Below are 20,536 nucleotides of genomic sequence, written 5' to 3' on the forward strand. Positions count from 1 at the left end.
GCGGGGGGCGGTTTGCGGCAAGCTGAAAAGCTCCCGTTTTCGGCTCCGGACTTTCCCGGGCGTGGCGTGGGCTGCGCCGCTGCGGCCGAGTAGTTTTGCCTGCATGACGGCCATGTACTCTTTTGGTTTGGTTGCCTTGCTGCTCGGGGCCGGCATGGCCTACAGCACCCGCACCGGCAAGCTGACCCCCGCCGCCGCTGGCACGGGGGGCCTCCTGGGCCTGCTCATCTACGGGGGCGCGGGCTTTGGGGGACTTGGCCTGTTGGTCCTCTTTTTTGGGTTGGGTTCGGCTGCTTCGGCGTGGCAGGGCCCCACGAAGCGCCGGCTCGGGCTGGCCGAAGCCAACAAAGGCCGGCGCACCGCAGGGCAGGTGCTGGCCAATGCTGGCGTGGCGGGGCTGCTCGGGGCGGTGGCCGCGTGCTATCCCGCGCACGCGCCGCTGGCCCGGCTGATGCTGGCCGGGAGCTTTGCCGCGGCCACGGCCGACACGCTGGCCTCGGAGCTGGGCAACGTCTACGGCCGCCGCTACTACAACGTCCTGACCTGGCGGCCCGACGTGCGGGGCGAGAACGGGGTCGTCAGCCTGGAGGGTACGCTCCTGGGCCTGGTGGGGAGTGCGCTGGTGGCCGGCCTGTACGGCTTATGCTTCGGCTGGGGCCCGAGCGTCGGTTGGCTGCTCGTGGCCGGCACAGCTGGCAACCTCGCGGATTCGGTGCTGGGGGCCACGCTGGAACGGCAACAGCTCATCAGCAACAACACCGTCAACCTGCTCAATACGCTGGTGGGGGCCCTAGTGGCAGGCGCTCTGTAGCCGCGGCCTGCCCCCGGGGCCCGCCGCCGCCTGGCACCCCGGCCCAATGGGAAAGCTCCGTGCGGCCGGTTGCCTGGGTCTTCAGGGACCCTAAAATAGCGAGCGGCGCCTCCCTGCGTCTCAACCGCTGCCCGATTTCGGGCCGGCGGGAAACGCAAGGAGGCGCCGCTACTTTATAGCAAAAGTTTGGAAATTAACCCAAACCGCCTCGTTGCCAGCGGCTAATGCCGCCTGCAAAGCTGCGCTAGGCGCGCTGGTAAATGGGCTCTACCTGTAGGAAATACGGGTTCACGCCTTCCTGCGATTCCAGGTCCAGCAGCATCAGGTCCACGAACTGGAAAGCGTCGGTTCTGCCTTCCAGCACGGGGCCCAGCTCCTGCATGAACTCGGGGGTGGCGGCGTCGCTCTCGAAGGCCAGTAATAGGCGGGGCGTTTCGGGGGCGTTAGCCAGCTGCATCTGGGCGAGGTAGGCGGTGCGCAGATGCGGCTGAGTGGCGGCCCAGGCCACCACGGCGTCGGCCACGGCGGTGGGGTAGTCTTCGGGCTGGCTCAGCAGCACCTCGGCGTCGCCGCCGGCGGGCGAAGTCGGGCCCGTGAGCTGGCCGTTGAGCAGGGCCTCAATCTCCTCCTTGGGTAGCAGTTTGCCGGCGGGCGAGAAGGGGTTCAGCACGCAGTCCTGGCCCTGCACCATGCTGAAAAACGCGTGGCCGGGGATGCGGACGTAGCTCACCTCGGCGGCGTCCTGGCCGCCGTCGGTGAGGCGGCTGGGCGAGGTGAAGATGGGTAGCTTGCCATCGGTGAGCACCTGTAGCTGGATTTGCGCGCCTTCGGCGGGCACCACATCGCCGGGACCCACGCCTTCTTCGGGGGCCAGAATCATTAGGATTTCCTCCTGCATCAGGGCCTGGTAGAAGGCCGGGCGGGCCTGCTCCTCGGTGGCGGCCAGTAGCAGCAGCTGCTCCAGCACGTTTTCGGGCTCGAAGGGGAACGGCAGCGGCTCGGGGGCTGGGAAGGGCAGCGGCGTGGCCGATACCTGCGCCAGTTCGGGAGCCGGCGTCTTGAAGTTGGAGCCCTGGTAGCGGGGCCCGGCGGGCTTGGCTGTGGTTAAGGCATCGGCCGGTGCTGGTGTGCCGGGCACGGCAGGGGTAAGAGCCGGCGCGTCGGCGGGTTTATTCTCGGGCTTATTTTTTAGAAAGTCAAGCAGACCCATGAGGCAAAGAAAAAGAGCAGTGGAATGAACCGCAAAGTACGGCCCGGACGGGAAACGGGCGGGGGGCCGTGGCATGGACAACTGGTTTTTCGGCCAGTGGCTGGCTGGTTATTGAATTATTGCTGGGGGCCCCGGGCGGTAATTGGCTGTTCAAATTAGAACGTCATGCCGAGCGAAGCAGAGCGCAGTCGAAGCATCCCTCCCGCTGAGTAAATAATTAATTACTACCGCAGCAGAGATGCTTCTGCTACGCTCAGTATGACGACCTTTTTGCTACTATGAAGCGCCCCAAGATTAATTGCCTTGTCCGCCTCGCCAACGTTGGGGCAGGCGGTGAGCTGGCGCTCAACCTCCTGGATGGTGCGGGGCGCGGCGTGGTTGCCCCAGTTGTTCTCGATGTAGTTCAGCAGATTGGTGAGGCGGGCGGGGCTGAGCTGCTTGTCGTCGATGCGGGCGGCGGGCATCACCTGGTTGTAGAGGATGCCGTTCACCGTCATGGGGCCGTGCACGCCGCGGCGCAGCATGCAGGGCAGCTCGGCGCGGTGCAGGGCCAGGTAATCGGCCCCGGCTATGGGCGGAATGAGGCGGCCCAGGCCCTGGCCGGCGTCGCCGTGGCAGCCGGCGCAGGCCTCGGCGTAGATGCGGGCCCCCTGGTGGCGGTTGTTGGAAAAGCAGCCGGGCAGCGACAGGGCCGCCACCACTCCCAGGGCCCCCAGCCCGAGGCAGCGCCGCATCATTTGGCGGCGGTGGCTTGGGGGTGGCGCTCCGCGATTTCGGCTAGCAGCACGGGCAGCTCCTTTTGCAGGCGGGCTACCTCATTGGCGTTCAGGCTATCATACAACCCGCGGATGTGGCCTTGGTCGTCCACCAGGGCGAAGGTGCCGTTGTGGGCGAAGCCGCCGGGAGCCGCTTTGTCGGGCTGGGCCGCCGTGAAAAAGCCCTTGGCCAGGCCATATACTGTGTCGCGGGCGGTGGCCGAGCGGCCGGTCGTCACGAAGTGCCAGCGCGCGGCGTCCGTCACGCCCAGGCGCTGGGCGTAGTCGTTGAGTACGAGCAGCGAGTCGTGGGCCGGGTCGATGGTAAACGACACGAATGCCACGCGCGGGTCGGTGGCGTAGGGCTTGAACACTGTGAGCAGGGCCCCGTTCATTTTGGGGCAGATGCCGGGGCAGGTGGCGAAGAAGAAATCGGTGATGTAGGCCCGGCCCGCGAAGGTCTGGTTCGTGACGGGTTGGCCGGCCTGGTCCACGGCCTTAAAGGCGGGGGCGGTGGCAAAAATGGTATCGGCGGGACCCCCGTTGGGGTTGGGGCGCACGTCGCGCTCACCCAGAATGGGCAGGCGGGCGGCTTGGTCGGCACTGGGGCCAGAGCAGGCCGTGAGCAGGACGGCGGCCAGCGCGGGGGCCAGCCAAAAGCGGTTCGACATAGCTTACTTGGTAGCGGGGGCAGGAGTGCCCGGGGCTTGCTTCAACAACGCGGCGGCCGAATCGATAGTGCCGTGCATTTGCTTTTCCACGGCTTGCAGCTTCACTTGCTGTTGCTGGATGTAGGCCAGTCGGGCCGGGGCGGGCGTGGTGGCGGTGTCGGGGGCGTGGTAGCCGTGCATCCAGGCCATCATGGCGTTGTCGGCGGCTTGCAGGCCGTGCACGTAGGGCCCCGGGTTGGCGGGCTTGGCGGTGGCTATCTGCTGGCGCAGCTCATACAGGCGGCCGGTCTGAGTCATGACCGAGTCGTGGCGGTCCATGAGCAGGGTTTCGGCGGCGCGGGCGCTAGCGGCGGGCGCGTCGGCGGCAGTAGTGGTGGGCGAGCAGGCGGCCAGGCCGGCGGCGGCCGCTAGGGCCACGAGTAGGGTTTTGGGAGCAAATACCTTCATGGGGCAAAGGTACCGGCCAGCGGCGTGCCGGCAGCCCGGGCCGCCCGAACCCCGCGGGGCCCCGGCCGTTTAGTAGGGTCCCATACTATTCAACCCCTTTTTCATGCAAACCCGCATCCTTGGCCGCTCCGGCCTCACGGTTTCTGCCCTCGGCCTCGGCTGCATGGGCATGTCCGACTTCTACGGCCAGCAAGACGACGCCGAAAGCATCCGCACCCTGCACCGGGCCGTGGCGCTGGGCGTCACGCTCTTCGACACGGCCGACATGTACGGGCCCTTTAAAAATGAGGAACTGCTGGCTCAGGCCTTCAAGGGCAAGCGCGACCAGGTACTGATTGCCACCAAGTTCGGCATCGTGCGCGACCCCCACGACCCCACCAAGCGCAGCATCAACGGCCGCCCCGAGTACGTGAAAGCGGCCTGTGAAGCCAGTCTCAAGCGCCTCGGTACCGATTACATCGACCTTTACTACCAGCACCGCGTGGACGCCAGCACGCCCATCGAGGAAACCGTGGGCGCCATGAGCCGCCTTGTGGAAGCGGGCAAGGTGCGCTACCTGGGCCTGAGCGAGGCCGCCCCCGCCACCCTGCGCCGAGCCGCGGCCACGCACCCCATCGCCGCCCTGCAAACCGAGTACAGCCTCTGGAGCCGCGAGCCGGAGGACGATATCCTGCCCACGTGCCGCGAGCTGGGCATCGGCTTCGTGCCGTACTCGCCGCTGGGCCGCGGCTTCCTGACGGGCCAAATCCAGCAGTTTGAGGACTTGGCCGTCGACGACTACCGCCGTTTCACACCACGCTTCCAGGGCGAGAATTTCCAGAAAAACCTCGACCTTGTGGCCCGCATCAACGATCTGGCCAAGCAGAAGGACTGCACCCCCGGCCAGCTGGCCTTGGCCTGGGTGCTGGCCCAGGGCCCCGACGTGGTGCCCATTCCCGGCACCAAGCGCGTGGCTTACCTCGAAGAAAACCTGGGGGCCCTGGCAATCACCCTCTCCAAGAATGAGCTGGCCCAGCTCGACGACATCGCCCCCAAGGGCGTGGCCGCCGGCACCCGCTACCCCGCCGCCATGATGGGCTCGGTGAACGGATAGCTGTCATTTAGCTCTACTTTAGCAAGTTAGGGGGCAGGTAGCGTTGTCATAATTTTGGGGCATGGAATTGCCAGTCACTAAAAAAAAGCGGAGGCGTATGTAGCGGGCTACGCCGCCTTCTTTCGGCCGCGTTTACACGGCCAACTTGCGCACTGCCAGCAGTATTTTAAAGGTTTATTTCACGCTTGCCCAAGCAATGTGGAGCGCATGGACGAACGCTTGCCCGATTCCACATACGACGCGCTACATCACTTTATCAGCGTCTCCTCCTGGGACGGGCTGGCCGTGATGGACGAGGTAGCGCGGCGGGTGCAGGCCAGCCTGGCCCCACTCGGTGGGGAGCAGGGCTTGCTGCTGGATGAGTGCGGCTGGGAGAAGGCGGGCCACCACAGCGTGGGCGTGGCCCGCCAGTACAGCGGGCAGGTGGGCAAGGTCAGCAACGGGCAGGTGGGCGTGTTCGCCGTGCTGAGCCGGGGCACCCACGCCGGGTTGGTAGGCGGGCAACTCTACCGGCCCCAAACCTGGAGCATCGACGCGGCCCGCTGTACGCAGGCCCGTATCCTGGCCGCCGCCCAGGCCTACCGCACCAAGCCCGAGCTGGCGGCAGAGCTGGTTAAGCACCTGCTGGTCAGTGGGTTGGTGCAGGCCGACTGGGTGGGGGCGACGCGGCCTACGGCAACTCGCCCGCCCTGCGCCAGGCCTTGGAAAGCCGCCAACAGGCCTACGTGCTCGACGTCGGGCCGAACCTGGGCCTGCACGGGTCCGACCCGACCCCGGCCGCGCCGCCGGCCAGCACCAGGCGGGGCCGTCCCGCCCGGCGGCTTCAGCCCACGCTAACGGCCCAGCTCTTGCCCGCGTGGGCCACCCAGGTGCCCGCCAGTTCCTGGCGGCGCGGCGCTACACGTACCGGGCGGGACGCAAAGGCCCCCTGCAACGCGAGGCAGTGCTGTTGCCCGTCTGGCGCTGGGAGCCCGCTCAGCAGCAGGCGCAGGCATTACAGCTGCTGATTTCCCGCGAGCTGGACGGCTCGCAAGTGAAATACAGCCTCTGCTATACCCCACCCGGTAGCCCAACGCTGGGGGTGGCCCAGGCGCCTTACCGGCAGATGCAGCGCTACTGGATTGAGCGCGTGTTTCAAGAGGCCAAGCAGCCGCTCGGCCTGCACCAAAACCAGACCCGCCACTGGCCCGCCTGGCAGCACCACGTGGCCCTGACGATGATGGCACTGCATTTTATGCTCGCCGCCCAACTCGAAGGCCACGAAACGATTCCCTACCCGTCTTTTGCCAGTCTCAAACTGCTGCTGGCTCAAAAGCTGCGCAATCTGCTCCAGGAGGATGAGGCCCTGCTGGCGGCCATTCACAAACGCGCCGCTTATACCGTCCCGAAACCCGCCGTAAAACCGCCCACCTAACTTGCCAAAGTAGAGTTAACTTCCCAAACTCACGGAAAAAGCCCCTCCTCTGAAACGACCGCGTTATGGTGCGGCCTTCCGTGCCGGAGCCTTGCGACTGGCCCGCAAAAGCCGCTCCACGCTGGCCGCCGCCCATGCCCGGAATATCGACCCCAAGCGGCTTTATGCGTGGCAGAAAGCGGCCTAATAGCCCTGACCCGCCGACCCGGCCGAGGCTGCCGAAGTGCGGGCGCTGCGCACGGCCAACAAACGGGGGACGTAGGAGCTGGATATTTTAAAAAAGCCATCGCCATCTTCTTACATCCCCTGACGCCATGAGCGAGTTGCAATTCGTTGACCAGCAGCGGTCCTGTTCCTCAATCCGCAACCCAAATCTTGGAAGCGTGCGAAATCCCTAAAAAATGCTGCAAAGATTCTAATGCCTTAAATGCAGGTCTTCTACCTTGCTTCTCAAATGAAAACCTTCCTGTTCTTCCTGGCCGCGCTGCTGACCGGCTTCTCCTTCGCCCACGCCCAAGCGCCGGCCGACTCGTCGGTGCTGCGGCTGTGGCTGCACCGCGACAAGCCCTTCAATGCCCCCGGCAACGGCAACCCGCTGCTGCCCGGCTACTACGCCGACCCCACCATCATCGAGGATAAGGGTACCTACTACATCTACGCCACCAGCGACCTGACCGACTGGAACGGCATCAACCGCATGGCGGCCTGGACCTCCACCGATTTCGTGAACTGGCAGTGTCAGTACCTGAACTGGCCCACCAAGGCGCAGTGCGGCAGCTCGACTTCCCAAACCGCCGGCGTATGGGCCCCTAGCGTGGTGAAAGCGCCCAACGGGAAGTTCTACATGTACGTGTCGGTGGGTGAGGAAATCTGGGTGGGCGTGGCCGATGCGCCGCTTGGCCCCTGGCGCAACGCCCGCGCCGAAGGCGGGCCGCTGATTCGGCACAAGGCGTTTTTCTTCGTCGAAACCATTGATGCCGAATGCTTTATTGACGATGATGGCCAGGCCTACCTCTACTGGGGCTCATCGCACTCCGACTTCGATATTGAAGGCCGCTGCCTGGCCGTGAAGCTCAAGCCCGACATGGTTACCTTCGACGGGGAGCCGCGCGACGTGACGCCGCCGCACTACTTCGAAGCGCCCTACATGCTCAAGCGCAATGGGCAGTACTACTTTTCCTATTCCTGGGGCCATACCTGGGACAAGACGTATCAGGTGCGTTATTCAACTGGCCCTACTCCCTTCGGCCCCTGGACTGAGGGCATGATGCGTCCCATCCTAGGTACCAATACCAGCGACGCCACCATCTTCTCGACCGGCCACCACACGCTGCTGCGCAAGGGTGCTGATACGTACATCATCTACCACCGCTTCAACACGGTGAACGAATACAAAATATCCGCCAAGCTGCGCCAAACCGCCGTTGATAAGCTACTCTACAACCCCGATGGCTCCATTCAGCGCGTGGTAACTACGCACGTCGGGGTTGGAGCGCTGGGCCCGGTGCCGCCGCGCAAAAACCTGGCCTACCGCGCCCCTACCACTAGCTCGGGCGACCTCGACCCCAAAACCCGGGCCAGCTACGCCACCGACGAAAACAACGGCACGCCTTGGATTGGCAAGCCCGGCCCCACCGCTTGGCTCACCGTGGACCTAGGCACCGCGAAGCCGGTGAAGGAAGTCAACATCTACCCCGAATATCCGATTTACACCTATAATTTTGAGGTACTTACCTCCAACGACAACCGCACCTGGCTCTCGGCCGGCCGCCAAACCAGCACGCCGGCCGTGGCCTCGCCGCTTACCGTGACTTTGCCCGCCACCAAGGCCCGCTATGTGCGCGTGCAGCTGACGGAGCGGACAGGGGGGCCGCGGGCAGGGGTTTGGGAGGTGAAGGTGTATTAGTTGTTCATACGGCGTGGCCGGTTGGCCTCACCCCCTGACCCCCTCTCCGAAAAGGAGAGGGGGCACCAGTCTTGCGCGGTTCCAAATCGTTCGGCTCCCCCTATCCTTTTCGGAGAGGGGGCCGGGGGATGAGGCGCTCGTGGAGGGCGACCCTACTGCCCCAACCCCCAACCCATATTCGGCTGCGGCCCCATTTGCAGCACCAGCGTCCCGCCTTTTACCAAATCAGCGTGAGCAAGCAGCGGGCGCGCCAGCAGTTGGCCGTTGAGGGTGGCCGATTGAATATAAATGTTGGTTTCGGAGTTGTCCTTGGCCTCGATAATGAAGGTGCGGCCGCCGTAATACTTCTTGTCGAGGTGTAGCACTATGCGGTTGAAGAGCGGGCTGCTGAGGTCGTAGGTGGGGCGCACGGCGGTGCCGCCGTCCATCTCGAACAGGCCCATCGCAAACAGTACGTAGAGGGACGACAGTTGGCCCTCGTCTTCCTCACCCACCCAGCCGCTCAGGGGCGAGGTGTTGTAGAACTTGCTCATCACGTAGCGGCTGTATTTCTGCGTGAGCCAGGGCTTGCCTGAGTAATTGAACAGGAACGGGGCCTGCATATTGGGCTGGTTGCTCAGGTCCACGTAGCCCCTGGCGAAGCCTTCTTCCAGACGCTGGTTGAAGCGCTTCTGGCCTACCATGCGCACCAGCTCAGGCACGTCCTGGGGTACGAAGAAGGAGTAAATCCAGGCAGTGCCCTCCATCCAGCCCGAGGAGTTCCAGTCGCCCACGGTGCCGAATTTATGGATGTTGACCGGCGATACCCAACTGCCGTCGCGCTTGCGGCGGCGCATGTAGCCGGTTTGCGGGTCGAACTGATTTTTATAGGACAGCGCCCGCTTGGCAAAGTAGGCCTGGTCGTCGGTTTTGCCCAGGGCCTGCGCAAACTGGCTGGCCACGTAGTCGTCGTAGGCGTATTCGAGGGTGTTGGACGAGGCCCCGTCCTCATCGGGCACGTAGCCATATTGCAGGTACGGGCCGAGCTGGCGGTTGCCCACGTAGCCCCCGCACGGCCCGGCCTGGCCGGGCGTGGTGAGGTCGTGCTTGGTGGCAGCCCAGGCTTTGTTCACGTCGAAACCCCGAATTCCTTTCTGATAGCTGCTTACTATCAAGGATTTGTGGTGCTGCGCGCCCATCACGGCCGAGTATTCCAGGCCCACCGGTGCGTCGGGAATCCAGCCGCCCGAGTCGTAGAGTGCCAGGAAGGAATTGACCCAGGAATTGGCCTTAGCGGGCGTAAGCAGCGTCATAAGTGGCGTCAGGTTCCACTGAGTGCCCCAGAATGAGTCGCTGCTGTACGTGGCATCGGCGGGGGCAGATAATTGCTGGGTTTTTTCGCAGGCATCGGTGTACTGCCCGTTCACGTCGCTCATAATGGCGCGGCCGGTATAGGCGCGGTAGAGGTTGGTGTAGAAGGTTTCCTTGTGGGCTTCGCTCCAGCCCGTGACTTCCACCCGGCCTAATAGCTCGCTCCACTCGCGGCGGCCGGCGGCGGCTACCGCGTCGAAATTGAAGCCGTAGGGCTTGGTTTCGGTTTCCAGGTTGAGCCGCGCCTGGGCCACGCTCACGAAGGAAATGCCCGACTTCATCACTACCTGCTCGCCCGCCTTGGTGTGAAACGAGAGCCATACGCCGCAGTCGTTCTTGCCCTCAAACTCCTTGATGTTGTTGCGGATAGTAGCTGGGTTGCGAAACGCGGTGCCATAAGTGGTAGCCGTGCCCGTGTAGGGCGGCGTCTGCCAGCTGCTGAGGCTGTCGGCGGCCTTGCTCAGTTGCGTCACGAAGTACACCGTATACTGGTCGGGGTAGCTACTTTTCTGCTGAATGGAACCTTCTAATTCCGTGGGGCTTACCTGACGCACCTGCACCTTCTGGATGGCCACCTGCTCCTCGGTCGGGAAGTCGAAATCGAACAGTATACGGGCCGGGCCGCTGCTGTTTTCGTCGCCCTGGCGGTTGCCGGTTTCGGGAAAGGTGAAGCGTAGCCAGCCGGTGCGGGTGGTGGCCGTTAGCTCGGCCTTGGTACGGGCATCGGTTAATTTCACGCCGTAGTAGCCGGGCGCGGCGTGCTCGGTGCGCTTGTCGAAGCGCGAGCGGTAGCCGGCGGTCCACATCGTGCCGAAGGGGCCGTCGGGTTCGCCGGGGTAGGTTTTGGTTTGGTTGAGGTTTTCGAGGTGGCCGGTGGCGGGCATCACGCTCAGACCACTCAGGCCGAAGGCGTGCAGGTGGCTGAAGCCCGAAATGCTGCTCACGGTGTACTCGTAGCCGGCCGTCCACACCTGGCCCTGATTGTCGGGGCTGAGCTTGACCATGCCAAACGGCACCGTCGGCCCTGGAAACAGCGCCCAGCGCGAGTTAGATGTGCCCGTGAATACGTTGACGTAATCGACGGGCTGCTTGGTCACCGCTTTAGTGGCTTTGGTTGCCGGCCCCTTCCGCCGCGCCTGGGCCGAAGCCAGCCGCGGCAACAGCAGCAAAGCCAGCAGGCAAGCCAGCATCATTTTGGCGGTATAATATTGATGGCCAATAGATTGGGTGGGATAAGCGCAGGCCGGTGTAGTCATGGGAAAGGGGAGTAAGGCTAGGGGCAACCAGCTGGCTCAACCCACTTTTTAAGCTGGAAGAGTGGTCAGCTGGCCTGGCTTTTTCTACTGAGGTAGTAGGATTAGGACAAAATAAGCTTCTTTTTAAGCCAAATAAAAATTATTTTGCTCGGTTTAATGATAAACAAACATTTTTAACATCAATATTTGCAGTAGCTAGCCAGTGTGGCCCTGCCTTGACTCTATGCGTTCCTCCAATTACGATAAATATCCCTTCGTGCCGGTAGCCACGGCGGCCGATGCCTGCCACCTCGGTTGGGCGGCCATTGGAGCGGTGTTGCAAGCGGCCCTCCCCGCGGCGGCCCCCGCGGTGCTGGCTATCGAGTGCTACCCCGGCACCGACCTGGCGCGCCTGCGCCAAGAGTTGAAGCCCGCCCTGCCGCCCGCCCGCTGGGTGGTGGCCGATGCGCTGTACCGCCCCCTCGCCGAGATTGACGCGATGGTAGCCGGCCCCCTCACCGACGACCCCGTATTTGGCCGGCTCAATGGGCTGACGGTAGCTGATTTCTTTGACTCCACTGAGCTGCAAGCAGCTCAGCAGCAGCTAAAAGCTGATAGTGGCTTGGTGGTAGTGCTGGGAACCGGGGCCACGCTGGTGTGCCCGAATCCTGACGTGCTGGTGTATGCCGACCTGGCCCGCTGGGAAATCCAATTGCGGCAGCGGCGCGGCGAAATCGCTAATCTGGGCAGTGAGAATTTTGCCGAAAAAGCTAGTTTGAAGTATAAGCGGGCCTATTTCGTGGATTGGCGGGCCGCCGACCGGCTCAAAAAGCAGGCTCTGCCCCGCGCCGATTTTCTGCTTGACACCCACGACCTCGCCCAACCCAAACTCATCACGGGGGCCGACTTGCGGGCCGGCCTGGCGGCGGCCGCACGGCGGCCGTTCCGGGTGGTGCCGTTTTTCGACCCCGGCCCCTGGGGCGGGCAGTGGATGCGCGAGGTGTGCGACCTGCCCGACGGCCCGGCCAACTACGCCTGGTGCTTCGACTGCGTGCCCGAGGAAAACAGCCTGTTGCTGGGTTTCGGCGCGGTGCGGGTCGAAATTCCGAGTATTGACCTCGTATTTGCCCACCCCCGCGAATTGCTGGGCGAGGCCGTGCACGCCCGCTTCGGTACCGAGTTTCCCATCCGCTTCGACCTGCTCGACACCGTGGGCGGCGGCAACCTCTCACTGCAAGTTCACCCGCTTACCGAGTACGCCTTCGACCACTTTGGCCTGCCTTATACCCAGGACGAAAGCTATTATATGCTGGATGCCGAGCCGGATGCCACGGTGTATCTGGGCTTGAAGGAAGATGCTGATTACCGTAACATGCTGACTGACTTGGAACAGGCCCAGCAGGACCCCGCCAAACCCTTTCCGGCCGAGCGCTACGCGCAGCAGTTTCCGGCCCGTAAGCATGACCACTTTCTGATTCCGGCCGGTACTATTCACTGCTCCGGGGCGGGCAGCATGGTGCTGGAAATTTCGGCTACCCCCTTCATTTTCACCTTTAAGCTTTGGGATTGGAACCGCCTGGGCCTGGATGGCCGGCCCCGCCCCATTCACCTCGCCCACGGCGCGGCCAACATTCAGCCCGAGCGCACCACCGCCTGGGTAGCGCGCCACCTGGTGAATGCAGTGGAGCCCGAGGCCCAGGGCGCGGGCTGGCGCGAGGAGCGCACCGGCCTGCACGGGCGCGAATTTATCGAAACGCGCCGCCACTGGTTTACCGGCCCCGTGCCGCACCATACCCACGGCGGCGTCAACGTGCTCAATCTGGTGCAGGGCGCGGAAGCCGTGGTGGAAAGCCCAACCGGCGCGTTTGAGCCGTTCGTCGTGCACTACGCCGAAACGTTTATCGTGCCGGCGGCGGTCGGGGCTTATACTGTTCGGCCTCATGGGCTCGCGGAGGGTACCGAGTGCGCCACGATGAAGGCGTATGTTCGGACCTAATGGGTGAGGCGCCCGCCAGAACAAATAATTAACTGATTATGAGTAATTTAACTCCCTCCGAAAATCCCGCCGCCACTCGCGCCCAAACCATCGTCGAAAAGCTGCTGCACACCGGTACCGTCACCGTGGATGAGCTAGCCGAGCAGTTCGATGTGTCGGTAGCCACCGTGCGGCGCGACCTCGTAGAGCTGGAGCAGCGCGGCCGCCTGCGGCGCACCCACGGCGGAGCCGTGCCCATCGAGCCGCTACTGTACGAGCCATTCCGCTACAACTCCAGCTTTCACGAGCAGATGGACCGTAACCTGGCCGAAAAGCGCCGTATCGGGCTGGCCGCGGCGGCGCTCATTGAGCCCGGTGAAACCATCTCGCTTACCGCCGGCACTACTACCACGCAGGTAACTCGCAGCCTGCGGCCGGGGGCCAACGTGACGGTGGTTACCAACACCGTGAACGTAGCGATGGAACTGAGCCAGCGCGACGACGTGCGGGTATTCGTGGCCGGAGGCTTCCTCACCGGGGGCTGGTTTTCGCTGGTAGGCGCGGCCACCGCGCAGGCGTTGAGCCAGTTTTTCGTGGATAAAGTCTTCATAGGCGTCAATGGTATTGACGCGCAAAAGGGCCTGACCTCGCTGCATCCTGAAGAAGCGGCTGTCATTCAGGTGATGCTGCGGCAGGCCCGGCGGCGCATCGTGGTGGCCGACCACACCAAGCTCGGCACCGTTGCCACCGCCCTCATCTGCCCCACCGCCGAGGTCCACCAACTCATCACCGACTCGGGTGCCACGGTGGCGCAGCTCGCGCCTTTTCGGGCAATGGGTATTGAGGTACTGGTAGTTTAATGGGGTTTCGAGATAACAAAAAGAACGGTCATGCTCATCTGGCGTCCGCTTGTCGAAGCATCTCTACCGCTCCATCCGCACCGTTCAACGAAGCGGTAGAGATGCTTCGACTGCGCTCCGCTTCGCTCAGCATGACCGTTCACTCAATCACTTAATCACTAACTCACCCATGCCCGCTCCTCATTCACCCGGCCCCCTGTTCCGCGAGCCTGCCTCGGCGGGGGGCCTTACAGCCGCGGCCGGCTCTACCCGCTACGTGTACCTGATTGCGGCGGTGGCGGCGCTGGGCGGGCTGCTGTTCGGCTTCGATACGGCCATCATCAACGGCGCACTGGTGTTTTTGAAGAAAGACTTTCACCTTAATGATGGGCAGACTGAGCTGGCGGCCAGCAGCATTCTGTTTGGAGCGGTGGCGGGAGCGGCCGCGGCCGGCTGGCTCACCGACCGCTACGGGCGGCGGCGGCTGCTGTTTGGCGCGGCGCTGCTATTCACGCTGTCCTCGCTGGCGGCAGCGGTGCCGCGTACGCTTACCGAGTTTGTATTGGCCCGGCTGGTGGGCGGCCTCGCCATTGGCGTGGCCTCGCTGCTGGCCCCGCTTTACATTGCCGAAGTCGCGCCCGCGCCAATTCGCGGCAAGCTAGTGACGCTCAATCAACTGGCTATCGTAACGGGAATTCTGCTGGCCTACGTCACCAGCTACTACCTGGCCGACCTGGGGCTGGCAGCGTGGCGCTGGATGTTCGCCTCGGCGGCGTTGCCCTCGGCGCTATTCATGTTTGCGCTGCTGCTCGTGCCCGAAAGCCCGCGCTGGCTGCTGGGCCAGGGCCGCGAAGCCGAAGCCCTGCGCACCCTCACCCGGCTCAACGGCCCGGTAGCCGCCGCCGCCGAGGCCACCGAAATTCACGCTGCGCTGGCCGCCGAGCGCGACGAAGCCACCAGCCTGTTTCAGCCGCGCCTGCGGCGGCCGTTGCGTATTGCGGTGGTACTGGCTGTTTTGCAGCAGGTTACGGGTATCAATACCATTCTGTACTACGGCTCTATCATTTTCACTGAGCACAGCGGGATGAGCGGGGCCTCGGCCATTGGAGCCAACGCTCTGATTGGCGGTATCAACTTCGCGGGCACCGTCGTGGCCCTGTTCGTGATTGATAAGGTCGGGCGCAAGCCGCTGCTGCTGCTGGCCTCGGGCGGCATGGCGCTGGCGCTGGGGGCGCTGGTAGTGGCCCTGCAATTGCACGCGCCGGGGCCGTGGCTGTTAGGATTGATTATGCTCTACGTGGCCTGCTTCGCCGTGGGGTTGGGGCCGGGCGTGTGGGTGGTCATCACCGAGATTTTCCCTACCGCCGTGCGCGGCCGGGCAGCCTCCGTGGCGACGGTGGCACTGTGGGTGGCCTGCACGGTCATTTCCTTCACCTTCCTGTCGCTGGTAAAAGCCGCCGGACTATCCGGCGCGTTCGGGCTCTACGCGGTGTTGTCGGTGCTAACGTTCGTGTTCGTGTGGCGCGGCGTGCCCGAAACCAAAGGCCGTACCTTGGAGGAGATTGAGCGCACCTGGCAGGGGGCGGGCTACGCCCTCAAATCATCTTCCTGATGTTACGCGCCATCCGAGCTAATTCGTTAGAAAGGGTGATTTTATCGACTGTAAGGGCCTGTTTCCAGTAAATCTATGATAAATCGTCTGCTGTTTATCGGGCTTTGGAGCCTACTGCTTAGCCGGGCCGGGGGGCTGAGCGGGGCCCCGCTGCCAGGGCCCCCCGCCGTATATGATATCCGGGATTATGGGGCCCAGCCCAGTCGGACGGGCAACGCGCAGGCCGCTATTCAGCGGGCCATTGAGGCATGCGCGGCGGCGGGCGGTGGGCAGGTGCTGGTGCCGGCCGGCGTGTTTGGCACGGCCACCATCTACCTGCGCAATAACGTGGAGCTGCGGCTGGCCAGCGGAGCAACCTTGCTCGCGCTCTCCGATTCGACCCTCTACCGCAACGACAAGGCCGGCCTGCTCGATGCGGGCGACAGCTTCATTCCGGCTCTGATTGTGGCTAAAAACGTGTCGAATGTCAGCCTGACCGGGCCGGGCACGGTGCTGGGCGAGCCCCGCTTTACTGCCTTCATCGTTAGCCCGCCGGATGCCTACCCCGGCTGGACGGCCAATGCCCTGGCCGCCGGCGTGGACATGCACGCCCTGCGGGTGCGCGACCCCAAGGTGTCGCTGGTCTACATTTCGGGCTGCCGCAACGTGGCCCTACGCGACATCCACATCGAAAATTCGCCCAACTGGAGCTGCCACCTGCAATGGAGCCAGGACGTGACCATTCGCGGCGTGCACATCAGCTCCAGTCTGGAACGGGGCGTGAACTCCGACGGACTCGACATCGACGGCTGCAAGCGGGTACTGGTGGCCGATTGCATCATCCGCACCGGCGACGACGCCATTTGCCTGAAAACCACCCGCCAGGGTGGCCGTTCCGAAACCTGCGAAGACATTAGCGTAACCAACTGCGTCCTGTCGTCGAGTTCCTGCGCCCTGAAAATCGGCACCGAAACCAACTCGGATTTTCGCCGCATTCTGTTCACCAACTGCACCATCAGCGACACTAATCGGGGGATGGGCATCATCGTGCGCGACGGGGCCGTGGTGTCCGACGTGGTATTCAGCAACATCGTGCTAGCCTGCCATCGTCGGCCCTTTTTCTGGTGGGGCAATGGCGAGGCTTTTCACCTCACCGTGCTCAAGCGCAACGATGGCTCGAAGGTGGGCCGCATCGAAAACGTGCGTATTCAGGGCATCTCGGGTAGGGTAGAGGGTACGAGTACCATCACCGGGTTTGCGGGGGTGGGGGAGGAGGCGTACACCTCCATCCACAACGTGACGCTAGCCGATATCGGCCTTACGATGCAGCCGGAGTCGGAGCGCGACAAGCGCGCAACCGACGGCCTGACAATCCGCAACGCCGAAGGGCTCGACCTACGCAATATCAGGGTGAGCTGGCAGGCGCAAGCCCCCGAAGCGAAGTGGGCGCACGGCCTGGCCCTGCACACCGTCCGGGATTTCCAAATCGCGCAATTCGACAGCCCACCATTTTCGCAAAGCCCCCAAGCTGCCGTATTGCTGGCCGATACGCAGCGGGGCGCCCTGGCGTGGCCCCTGCTGGCACCCATCGGGCCGTTCTATTGCCAGGTCACGGGCAGCCAGACGAAGGAGTTGCACGTTCAGACGCCGGACGCCAAAAAGATGCCGCAGCTCGTGGTGGAGCCGGCCGCCCGGAAAGCAGTTATTATAACAAACTGATATTAATGACTTTAACTAATCAATTGCGCCGCTCAATGCGAAATATGCTACGGCTGGTGCTGCTGGCGGTCGGCCTGCTGAGCAGCCTAGCGAGCGTCGCCCAACGCAAACCGATTAACCCCAAAGCCACTCCCGAGGCGCGGCAGCTCCTGAAATATTTGTACAAGCTGCGGGGCAAAAAGACGCTCTCGGGGATGCACAACGTGCTGGGCCGAATGTCAATCAACACCGACCGGGTGCAGCAGCTTACGGGCAAGTACCCGGCCATCTGGGGGGGCGATTTTGGTTTCGCCGACTCCACCCACGACATCGACAACATCAAGTACCGGCCGCTGCTGGTGCCCGAAATCAAGCGGCAGCACGCGCGCGGGGCCATCATCGTGATGAGCTACCACCAGGCCAACCCGGTCATCGGCGAGCCCTGCGATTTTAAGGGCGGCATCATCAGCAAGCTCACCGATGCACAGTGGCAGGAACTGCTCACGCCCGGCACGCCCCTCTACCAGAAATGGGCCACCCAGATGGACCTGCTGGCCGGCTACTTAACGCAATTGCAGGCGGCGCGCATTCCGGTCATTTTTCGGCCCTACCACGAAATGAACGGCGACTGGTTTTGGTGGGGTGGCCGGCCCGGTGCCACGGGCTACCTGGCCCTGTGGCAGCAGCTCTACGCCTACTACACCGAGCACCACCACCTCAACAATCTGCTCTGGGCCTGGACACCCGACAAGCCCAACCCAGGCGTGGAAACCTACTTCCCCGGCCGCGATAAAGTCGATTTACTTGGCACCGATATCTACCCGCGCAAGGACAGCGCCACCTACCCGCAGCGCTGGTACGATACCATGCACCGGCTGGCGGGCCGCAAGCCCGTGGGTCTTTCGGAGCACAGCCAGCTGGTGCCACCCGAGCAGCTGAAGCAGCAGCCCTACGTCTGGTTTATGTCGTGGGGCGAGATGCTGTTTAATGCCAATAGCGCGGAAGAAATAAAGCGCGTCTACGATTCGCCCCGCGTGCTGAGTGTTGAAGACGTGCCGAAGCGGCTATCGAAATGAGCCAAGTGTCCAGCTTATAAGAAGGTTGTCATGCTTAGACTGCGCGGACGCCAGATGAGCATGACGGATTATCTATGCCAACGCCTACTTCCCATGCTCATCACCTGCCTGCTTAGTCTTTTTACCTTCCTGGCTCCGCCCAAAAACCTGCTCACGGCGCTGTCGTCGCCAGTACTGTTTCGGGGTGATGAGCGCACGGCGTACCGCGATCCAGCCGTGCTCTATCAGAAGGATTCGCTCTTCGTATTCTTCACGCTGGTACGCACCGAGGCCGACAATAAGGTGTATTCCTACACGGCCATGAGCCAGACCAAGGACTTACAGCATTGGTCGCCGGTCCGTATCCTCACGCCCCGCGACCAGCGTCTCGACTACAGCAGCCCCGGCAATGTGGTGCGCTTCGGTAACGAGTGGGTACTGTGCCTGCAAACCTACCCGCGCCCCGACTACACCGCCGACCAGATGCCCCGCTTCGGTACCGGCGACGCCCGCCTATTCACTATGCGCAGCCGCGACCTGCATCATTGGGCGGCCCCCGAACTGCTGCGCGTGAAGGGCCCTGACGTGGACGAAAAGAGCCTGGGCCGCATGATTGACCCATATTTGCTCGAAGACAAAGACGAGCCCGGCAAGTGGTGGTGCTTCTACAAGCAGAACGGCGTGAGCATGTCCTTCTCGCGCGACCTGCGCAATTGGACCTACGCTGGCCACACCGAATCGGGCGAAAATGCCTGCGTGCTGGTCGAAAACAACGAATACGTGCTCCTGCATTCGCCCAAAAATGGCGTGGCCCTCAAGCGCTCCACCGATCTGCGCACCTGGCGCGACTGGGGCAGCCTCATCACCCTAGGCCAGGCAGAGTGGCCCTGGGCACAGGGTCGCCTCAGCGCCGGCGCTGTGCTCAACCTGAAGCAGAATCCCCGCTTTAGTAAGTATGTGATGCTCTTTCACGGCTCGGGGCCTAAGACGGAAGAAGCCGGCGACTTCGACAAAAATGCCTCTATTGGCATTGCCTGGAGTGATGACTTACTAACGTGGAGTTGGCCTGGCAAAGTACTAAAATAGCCGTAGTTTCCCGTGGTCGGCGCTGCGTCTTTCTTACCCTTTTTCTTTAATAGACATACTATTGTTTGGTAGACAGTAACTTGTGTGTTTTAAAGTTTGCGAGGCTTGCACATAACTCCATTGCCTCGTCTAATCGTTGTTTATTTGGCGGTGATCCAAAGTGGGGTGATATTCTATTTTCAGTTATTAGCGCGTTCTAATGGGAACCACTTGAATGGAGTCAGAAAAGCGGAAAATAGTGTGTCAAGAAGCAGAATTAAACGCTGGAATCACCCCGCTTTGGACCACCGCCAAAAATTTGATAGTGAGATTTTTAATTTATCATTTTTAATTCTGTGCATGAGTGCGGAAACTATTTTAGGCGCGTGAAGCGGTCCATTCAGCAAGGGCATTGACGAGCAGTTGGTTATCGGCCGGGCGGCGGGTGCACAGCCGGAAGTGGGCTGGCGTGAGGCCCCGGAAGTTGGCCGCGTCGCGGATGAGCAGGCCGTAGCGGTCCAGCAGCCCGCGCTTCAGGGCGGCGGCGGTGCCGTGGCGCAGGGCCCCCAGGAAGTAGTGCGTGTGGCTGGGGAAGATTTCCAGGCCCAGGTTTTCGGCCAGCTGGGCGGCGAAGGTGGCGCGGTCGGCCAGTAGCCGGGCGGTGGGTGGCTGCACGACGGCGAAGTGCTCAAAGATGAAGTGGCCGGCGGCGGCGGCCAGCGCGTTCACCGTCCAGGGGGCCCGGGCCCGGGTGAGCCGGGCAATAAGGGGCGCTGACGCCACCACGTAGCCCAGGCGCAGCCCCGGAATGGCGTAAGCCTTGGTCATCGAGCGCATAACCAGCAGGTTATCAAATCGCGCCAGCAGCGGCACGGCCGTTTCGGCGCTGGCAGTGAACTCGATAAACGCCTCGTCGAGCACGAACACCGTGCGCGGGTTGTTCGCCAGCAAGGTTTCGAGCACCCGGGGCCCCAGCACGCTGCCCGTAGGGTTATTAGGGCTGCACACGAACACCAAGTCGCTGTTTATCAGCGTATCCACGCGCAGGTCGTCCCAGGCCAGGAAGTCCTGCTGGTGGTCGTGCAGCCGGCCGGCGTCTTCGTACTCGGCGAAGGCAGGCGTGACGACCGTGCTGCGCCGCCGGGCCCAGGCCTGTGCCACGAGGTAGATGGTTTCGGTAGTGCCGCTGCTCATCAGCACCTGGCCGGGGGCCACGCCGTGGTGCGCCGCCGCGCGCGCGGCCAAGCTTTCGGCCAGCACTTCGGGGTAGCGGTTCACGCGGGGCCACTGGCTGAAAACGTACTCCTTCAGGCCCGCCGGCTCGCCGCCGTACCACACGTTAGTGCTGAAATCGGCTACGATTTCGGAAGGGTGACGGTAGCCGTCGTCGCCGTGGCCGTGCAGCATAGTGGGGGGAGTTT

16 protein-coding genes and 2 pseudogenes are annotated in these 20,536 nt (G+C 63.1%); 12 read left to right on the top strand and 6 right to left on the bottom strand.

The features are described 5' to 3' along the window. Positions 1 to 103: 103 nt before the first annotated feature. Positions 104 to 811, top strand: coding sequence for a DUF92 domain-containing protein (locus DDQ68_RS01135; protein WP_211320212.1), 708 nt, complete (start codon positions 104 to 106; stop codon positions 809 to 811). Positions 812 to 1,055: 244 nt separating this feature from the next. Here DDQ68_RS01135 and DDQ68_RS01140 read toward each other — a convergent pair whose 3' ends face one another. The 4 genes from DDQ68_RS01140 to DDQ68_RS01155 all read right to left on the bottom strand — a co-directional run bounded on the left by DDQ68_RS01140 (position 1,056) and on the right by DDQ68_RS01155 (position 3,894). After that, positions 1,056 to 2,021, bottom strand: a complete 966-nt coding sequence (locus DDQ68_RS01140) for an enhanced serine sensitivity protein SseB C-terminal domain-containing protein (protein WP_162549699.1) — start codon at positions 2,019 to 2,021, stop codon at positions 1,056 to 1,058. Between the two features lie 224 nt (positions 2,022 to 2,245). Then, on the bottom strand, positions 2,246 to 2,758 hold the full coding sequence (locus DDQ68_RS01145; protein ID WP_109652216.1) for a c-type cytochrome: 513 nt from the start codon (positions 2,756 to 2,758) through the stop codon (positions 2,246 to 2,248). Continuing rightward, positions 2,755 to 3,447, bottom strand: a complete 693-nt coding sequence (locus DDQ68_RS01150; RefSeq protein WP_109652219.1) for an SCO family protein — start codon at positions 3,445 to 3,447, stop codon at positions 2,755 to 2,757. The genes DDQ68_RS01145 and DDQ68_RS01150 overlap by 4 nt, the downstream gene beginning before the upstream one ends. 3 nt (positions 3,448 to 3,450) lie before the next feature. After that, a complete protein-coding gene (locus DDQ68_RS01155; RefSeq protein WP_109652222.1) occupies positions 3,451 to 3,894 on the bottom strand; it encodes a hypothetical protein in 444 nt (147 codons plus the stop codon). A 103-nt stretch (positions 3,895 to 3,997) separates the two neighbouring features. Here DDQ68_RS01155 and DDQ68_RS01160 point away from each other — a divergent pair, with 103 nt between their 5' ends. The 5 genes and pseudogenes from DDQ68_RS01160 to DDQ68_RS01180 all read left to right on the top strand — a co-directional run bounded on the left by DDQ68_RS01160 (position 3,998) and on the right by DDQ68_RS01180 (position 8,307). After that, positions 3,998 to 4,987, top strand: coding sequence for an aldo/keto reductase (locus DDQ68_RS01160; RefSeq protein ID WP_109652225.1), 990 nt, complete (start codon positions 3,998 to 4,000; stop codon positions 4,985 to 4,987). A gap of 207 nt (positions 4,988 to 5,194) precedes the next feature. Next, positions 5,195 to 5,566, top strand: a pseudogene (locus DDQ68_RS24520) (transposase); the annotation flags it as partial. A 122-nt stretch (positions 5,567 to 5,688) separates the two neighbouring features. Further along, positions 5,689 to 5,832 (top strand): annotated as a pseudogene (locus DDQ68_RS24525) (hypothetical protein); the annotation flags it as partial. An 11-nt stretch (positions 5,833 to 5,843) separates the two neighbouring features. Further along, entirely contained in the window at positions 5,844 to 6,401 is a 558-nt protein-coding gene (locus DDQ68_RS01175; protein ID WP_170121909.1) for a hypothetical protein, read from the top strand. 454 nt (positions 6,402 to 6,855) lie between these two features. Beyond that, entirely contained in the window at positions 6,856 to 8,307 is a 1,452-nt protein-coding gene (locus DDQ68_RS01180; RefSeq protein ID WP_162549702.1) for a family 43 glycosylhydrolase, read from the top strand. Between the two features lie 152 nt (positions 8,308 to 8,459). Here the strand turns inward: DDQ68_RS01180 and DDQ68_RS01185 are convergent, their stop codons facing one another. After that, positions 8,460 to 10,913, bottom strand: a complete 2,454-nt coding sequence (locus DDQ68_RS01185; protein WP_109652239.1) for a GH92 family glycosyl hydrolase — start codon at positions 10,911 to 10,913, stop codon at positions 8,460 to 8,462. Between the two features lie 223 nt (positions 10,914 to 11,136). On the opposite strand from DDQ68_RS01185, the gene DDQ68_RS01190 reads away from it, so the two are divergent. The 6 genes from DDQ68_RS01190 (at position 11,137) to DDQ68_RS01215 (ending at position 19,136) form a co-directional block, all read left to right on the top strand. Beyond that, positions 11,137 to 12,888, top strand: a complete 1,752-nt coding sequence (locus DDQ68_RS01190) for a class I mannose-6-phosphate isomerase (RefSeq protein WP_109652242.1) — start codon at positions 11,137 to 11,139, stop codon at positions 12,886 to 12,888. A gap of 38 nt (positions 12,889 to 12,926) precedes the next feature. Then, a complete protein-coding gene (locus DDQ68_RS01195; RefSeq protein ID WP_109652245.1) occupies positions 12,927 to 13,727 on the top strand; it encodes a DeoR/GlpR family DNA-binding transcription regulator in 801 nt (266 codons plus the stop codon). Positions 13,728 to 13,896: 169 nt separating this feature from the next. Next, a complete protein-coding gene (locus tag DDQ68_RS01200; RefSeq protein WP_109652249.1) occupies positions 13,897 to 15,318 on the top strand; it encodes a sugar porter family MFS transporter in 1,422 nt (473 codons plus the stop codon). Between the two features lie 75 nt (positions 15,319 to 15,393). Beyond that, complete coding sequence (locus tag DDQ68_RS01205) at positions 15,394 to 17,016, top strand: glycoside hydrolase family 28 protein (RefSeq protein WP_109652252.1); 1,623 nt, start codon at positions 15,394 to 15,396, stop codon at positions 17,014 to 17,016. Between the two features lie 35 nt (positions 17,017 to 17,051). Then, positions 17,052 to 18,071: a glycosyl hydrolase gene (locus DDQ68_RS01210; protein WP_162549703.1), complete on the top strand. Its 1,020-nt coding sequence runs from the start codon at positions 17,052 to 17,054 to the stop codon at positions 18,069 to 18,071. 93 nt (positions 18,072 to 18,164) lie between these two features. Beyond that, positions 18,165 to 19,136 carry a glycoside hydrolase family protein gene (locus DDQ68_RS01215; protein WP_109652258.1) on the top strand — a complete coding sequence of 324 codons (972 nt, stop codon included), beginning with the start codon at positions 18,165 to 18,167 and terminating at the stop codon, positions 19,134 to 19,136. Between the two features lie 357 nt (positions 19,137 to 19,493). On the opposite strand, the gene DDQ68_RS01220 is transcribed toward DDQ68_RS01215, so the two are convergent. Next, positions 19,494 to 20,522 carry a pyridoxal phosphate-dependent aminotransferase gene (locus DDQ68_RS01220; protein WP_109652260.1) on the bottom strand — a complete coding sequence of 343 codons (1,029 nt, stop codon included), beginning with the start codon at positions 20,520 to 20,522 and terminating at the stop codon, positions 19,494 to 19,496. Positions 20,523 to 20,536 lie beyond the last annotated feature (14 nt).

It is taken from the genome of Hymenobacter nivis, assembly GCF_003149515.1.
In the GTDB taxonomy this organism is placed as follows: Bacteria; Bacteroidota; Bacteroidia; order Cytophagales; family Hymenobacteraceae; genus Hymenobacter; species Hymenobacter nivis.

Bases quoted from the DNA above. Each gene is read 5' to 3' on its own strand.
- DDQ68_RS01185 (WP_109652239.1), bottom strand. From the start codon at position 10,913: ATGACTACACCGGCCTGCGCTTATCCCACCCAATCTATTGGCCATCAA.
- DDQ68_RS01195 (WP_109652245.1), top strand. From the start codon at position 12,927: ATGAGTAATTTAACTCCCTCCGAAAATCCCGCCGCCACTCGCGCCCAA.
- DDQ68_RS01215 (WP_109652258.1), top strand. From the start codon at position 18,165: ATGCTCATCACCTGCCTGCTTAGTCTTTTTACCTTCCTGGCTCCGCCC.
- DDQ68_RS01135 (WP_211320212.1), top strand. From the start codon at position 104: ATGACGGCCATGTACTCTTTTGGTTTGGTTGCCTTGCTGCTCGGGGCC.
- DDQ68_RS01220 (WP_109652260.1), bottom strand. From the start codon at position 20,522: ATGCTGCACGGCCACGGCGACGACGGCTACCGTCACCCTTCCGAAATC.
- DDQ68_RS01160 (WP_109652225.1), top strand. From the start codon at position 3,998: ATGCAAACCCGCATCCTTGGCCGCTCCGGCCTCACGGTTTCTGCCCTC.
- DDQ68_RS01150 (WP_109652219.1), bottom strand. From the start codon at position 3,447: ATGTCGAACCGCTTTTGGCTGGCCCCCGCGCTGGCCGCCGTCCTGCTC.
- DDQ68_RS01145 (WP_109652216.1), bottom strand. From the start codon at position 2,758: ATGATGCGGCGCTGCCTCGGGCTGGGGGCCCTGGGAGTGGTGGCGGCC.
- DDQ68_RS01205 (WP_109652252.1), top strand. From the start codon at position 15,394: ATGATAAATCGTCTGCTGTTTATCGGGCTTTGGAGCCTACTGCTTAGC.
- DDQ68_RS01155 (WP_109652222.1), bottom strand. From the start codon at position 3,894: ATGAAGGTATTTGCTCCCAAAACCCTACTCGTGGCCCTAGCGGCCGCC.
- DDQ68_RS01210 (WP_162549703.1), top strand. From the start codon at position 17,052: ATGCGAAATATGCTACGGCTGGTGCTGCTGGCGGTCGGCCTGCTGAGC.
- DDQ68_RS01140 (WP_162549699.1), bottom strand. From the start codon at position 2,021: ATGGGTCTGCTTGACTTTCTAAAAAATAAGCCCGAGAATAAACCCGCC.
- DDQ68_RS01190 (WP_109652242.1), top strand. From the start codon at position 11,137: ATGCGTTCCTCCAATTACGATAAATATCCCTTCGTGCCGGTAGCCACG.
- DDQ68_RS01200 (WP_109652249.1), top strand. From the start codon at position 13,897: ATGCCCGCTCCTCATTCACCCGGCCCCCTGTTCCGCGAGCCTGCCTCG.
- DDQ68_RS01180 (WP_162549702.1), top strand. From the start codon at position 6,856: ATGAAAACCTTCCTGTTCTTCCTGGCCGCGCTGCTGACCGGCTTCTCC.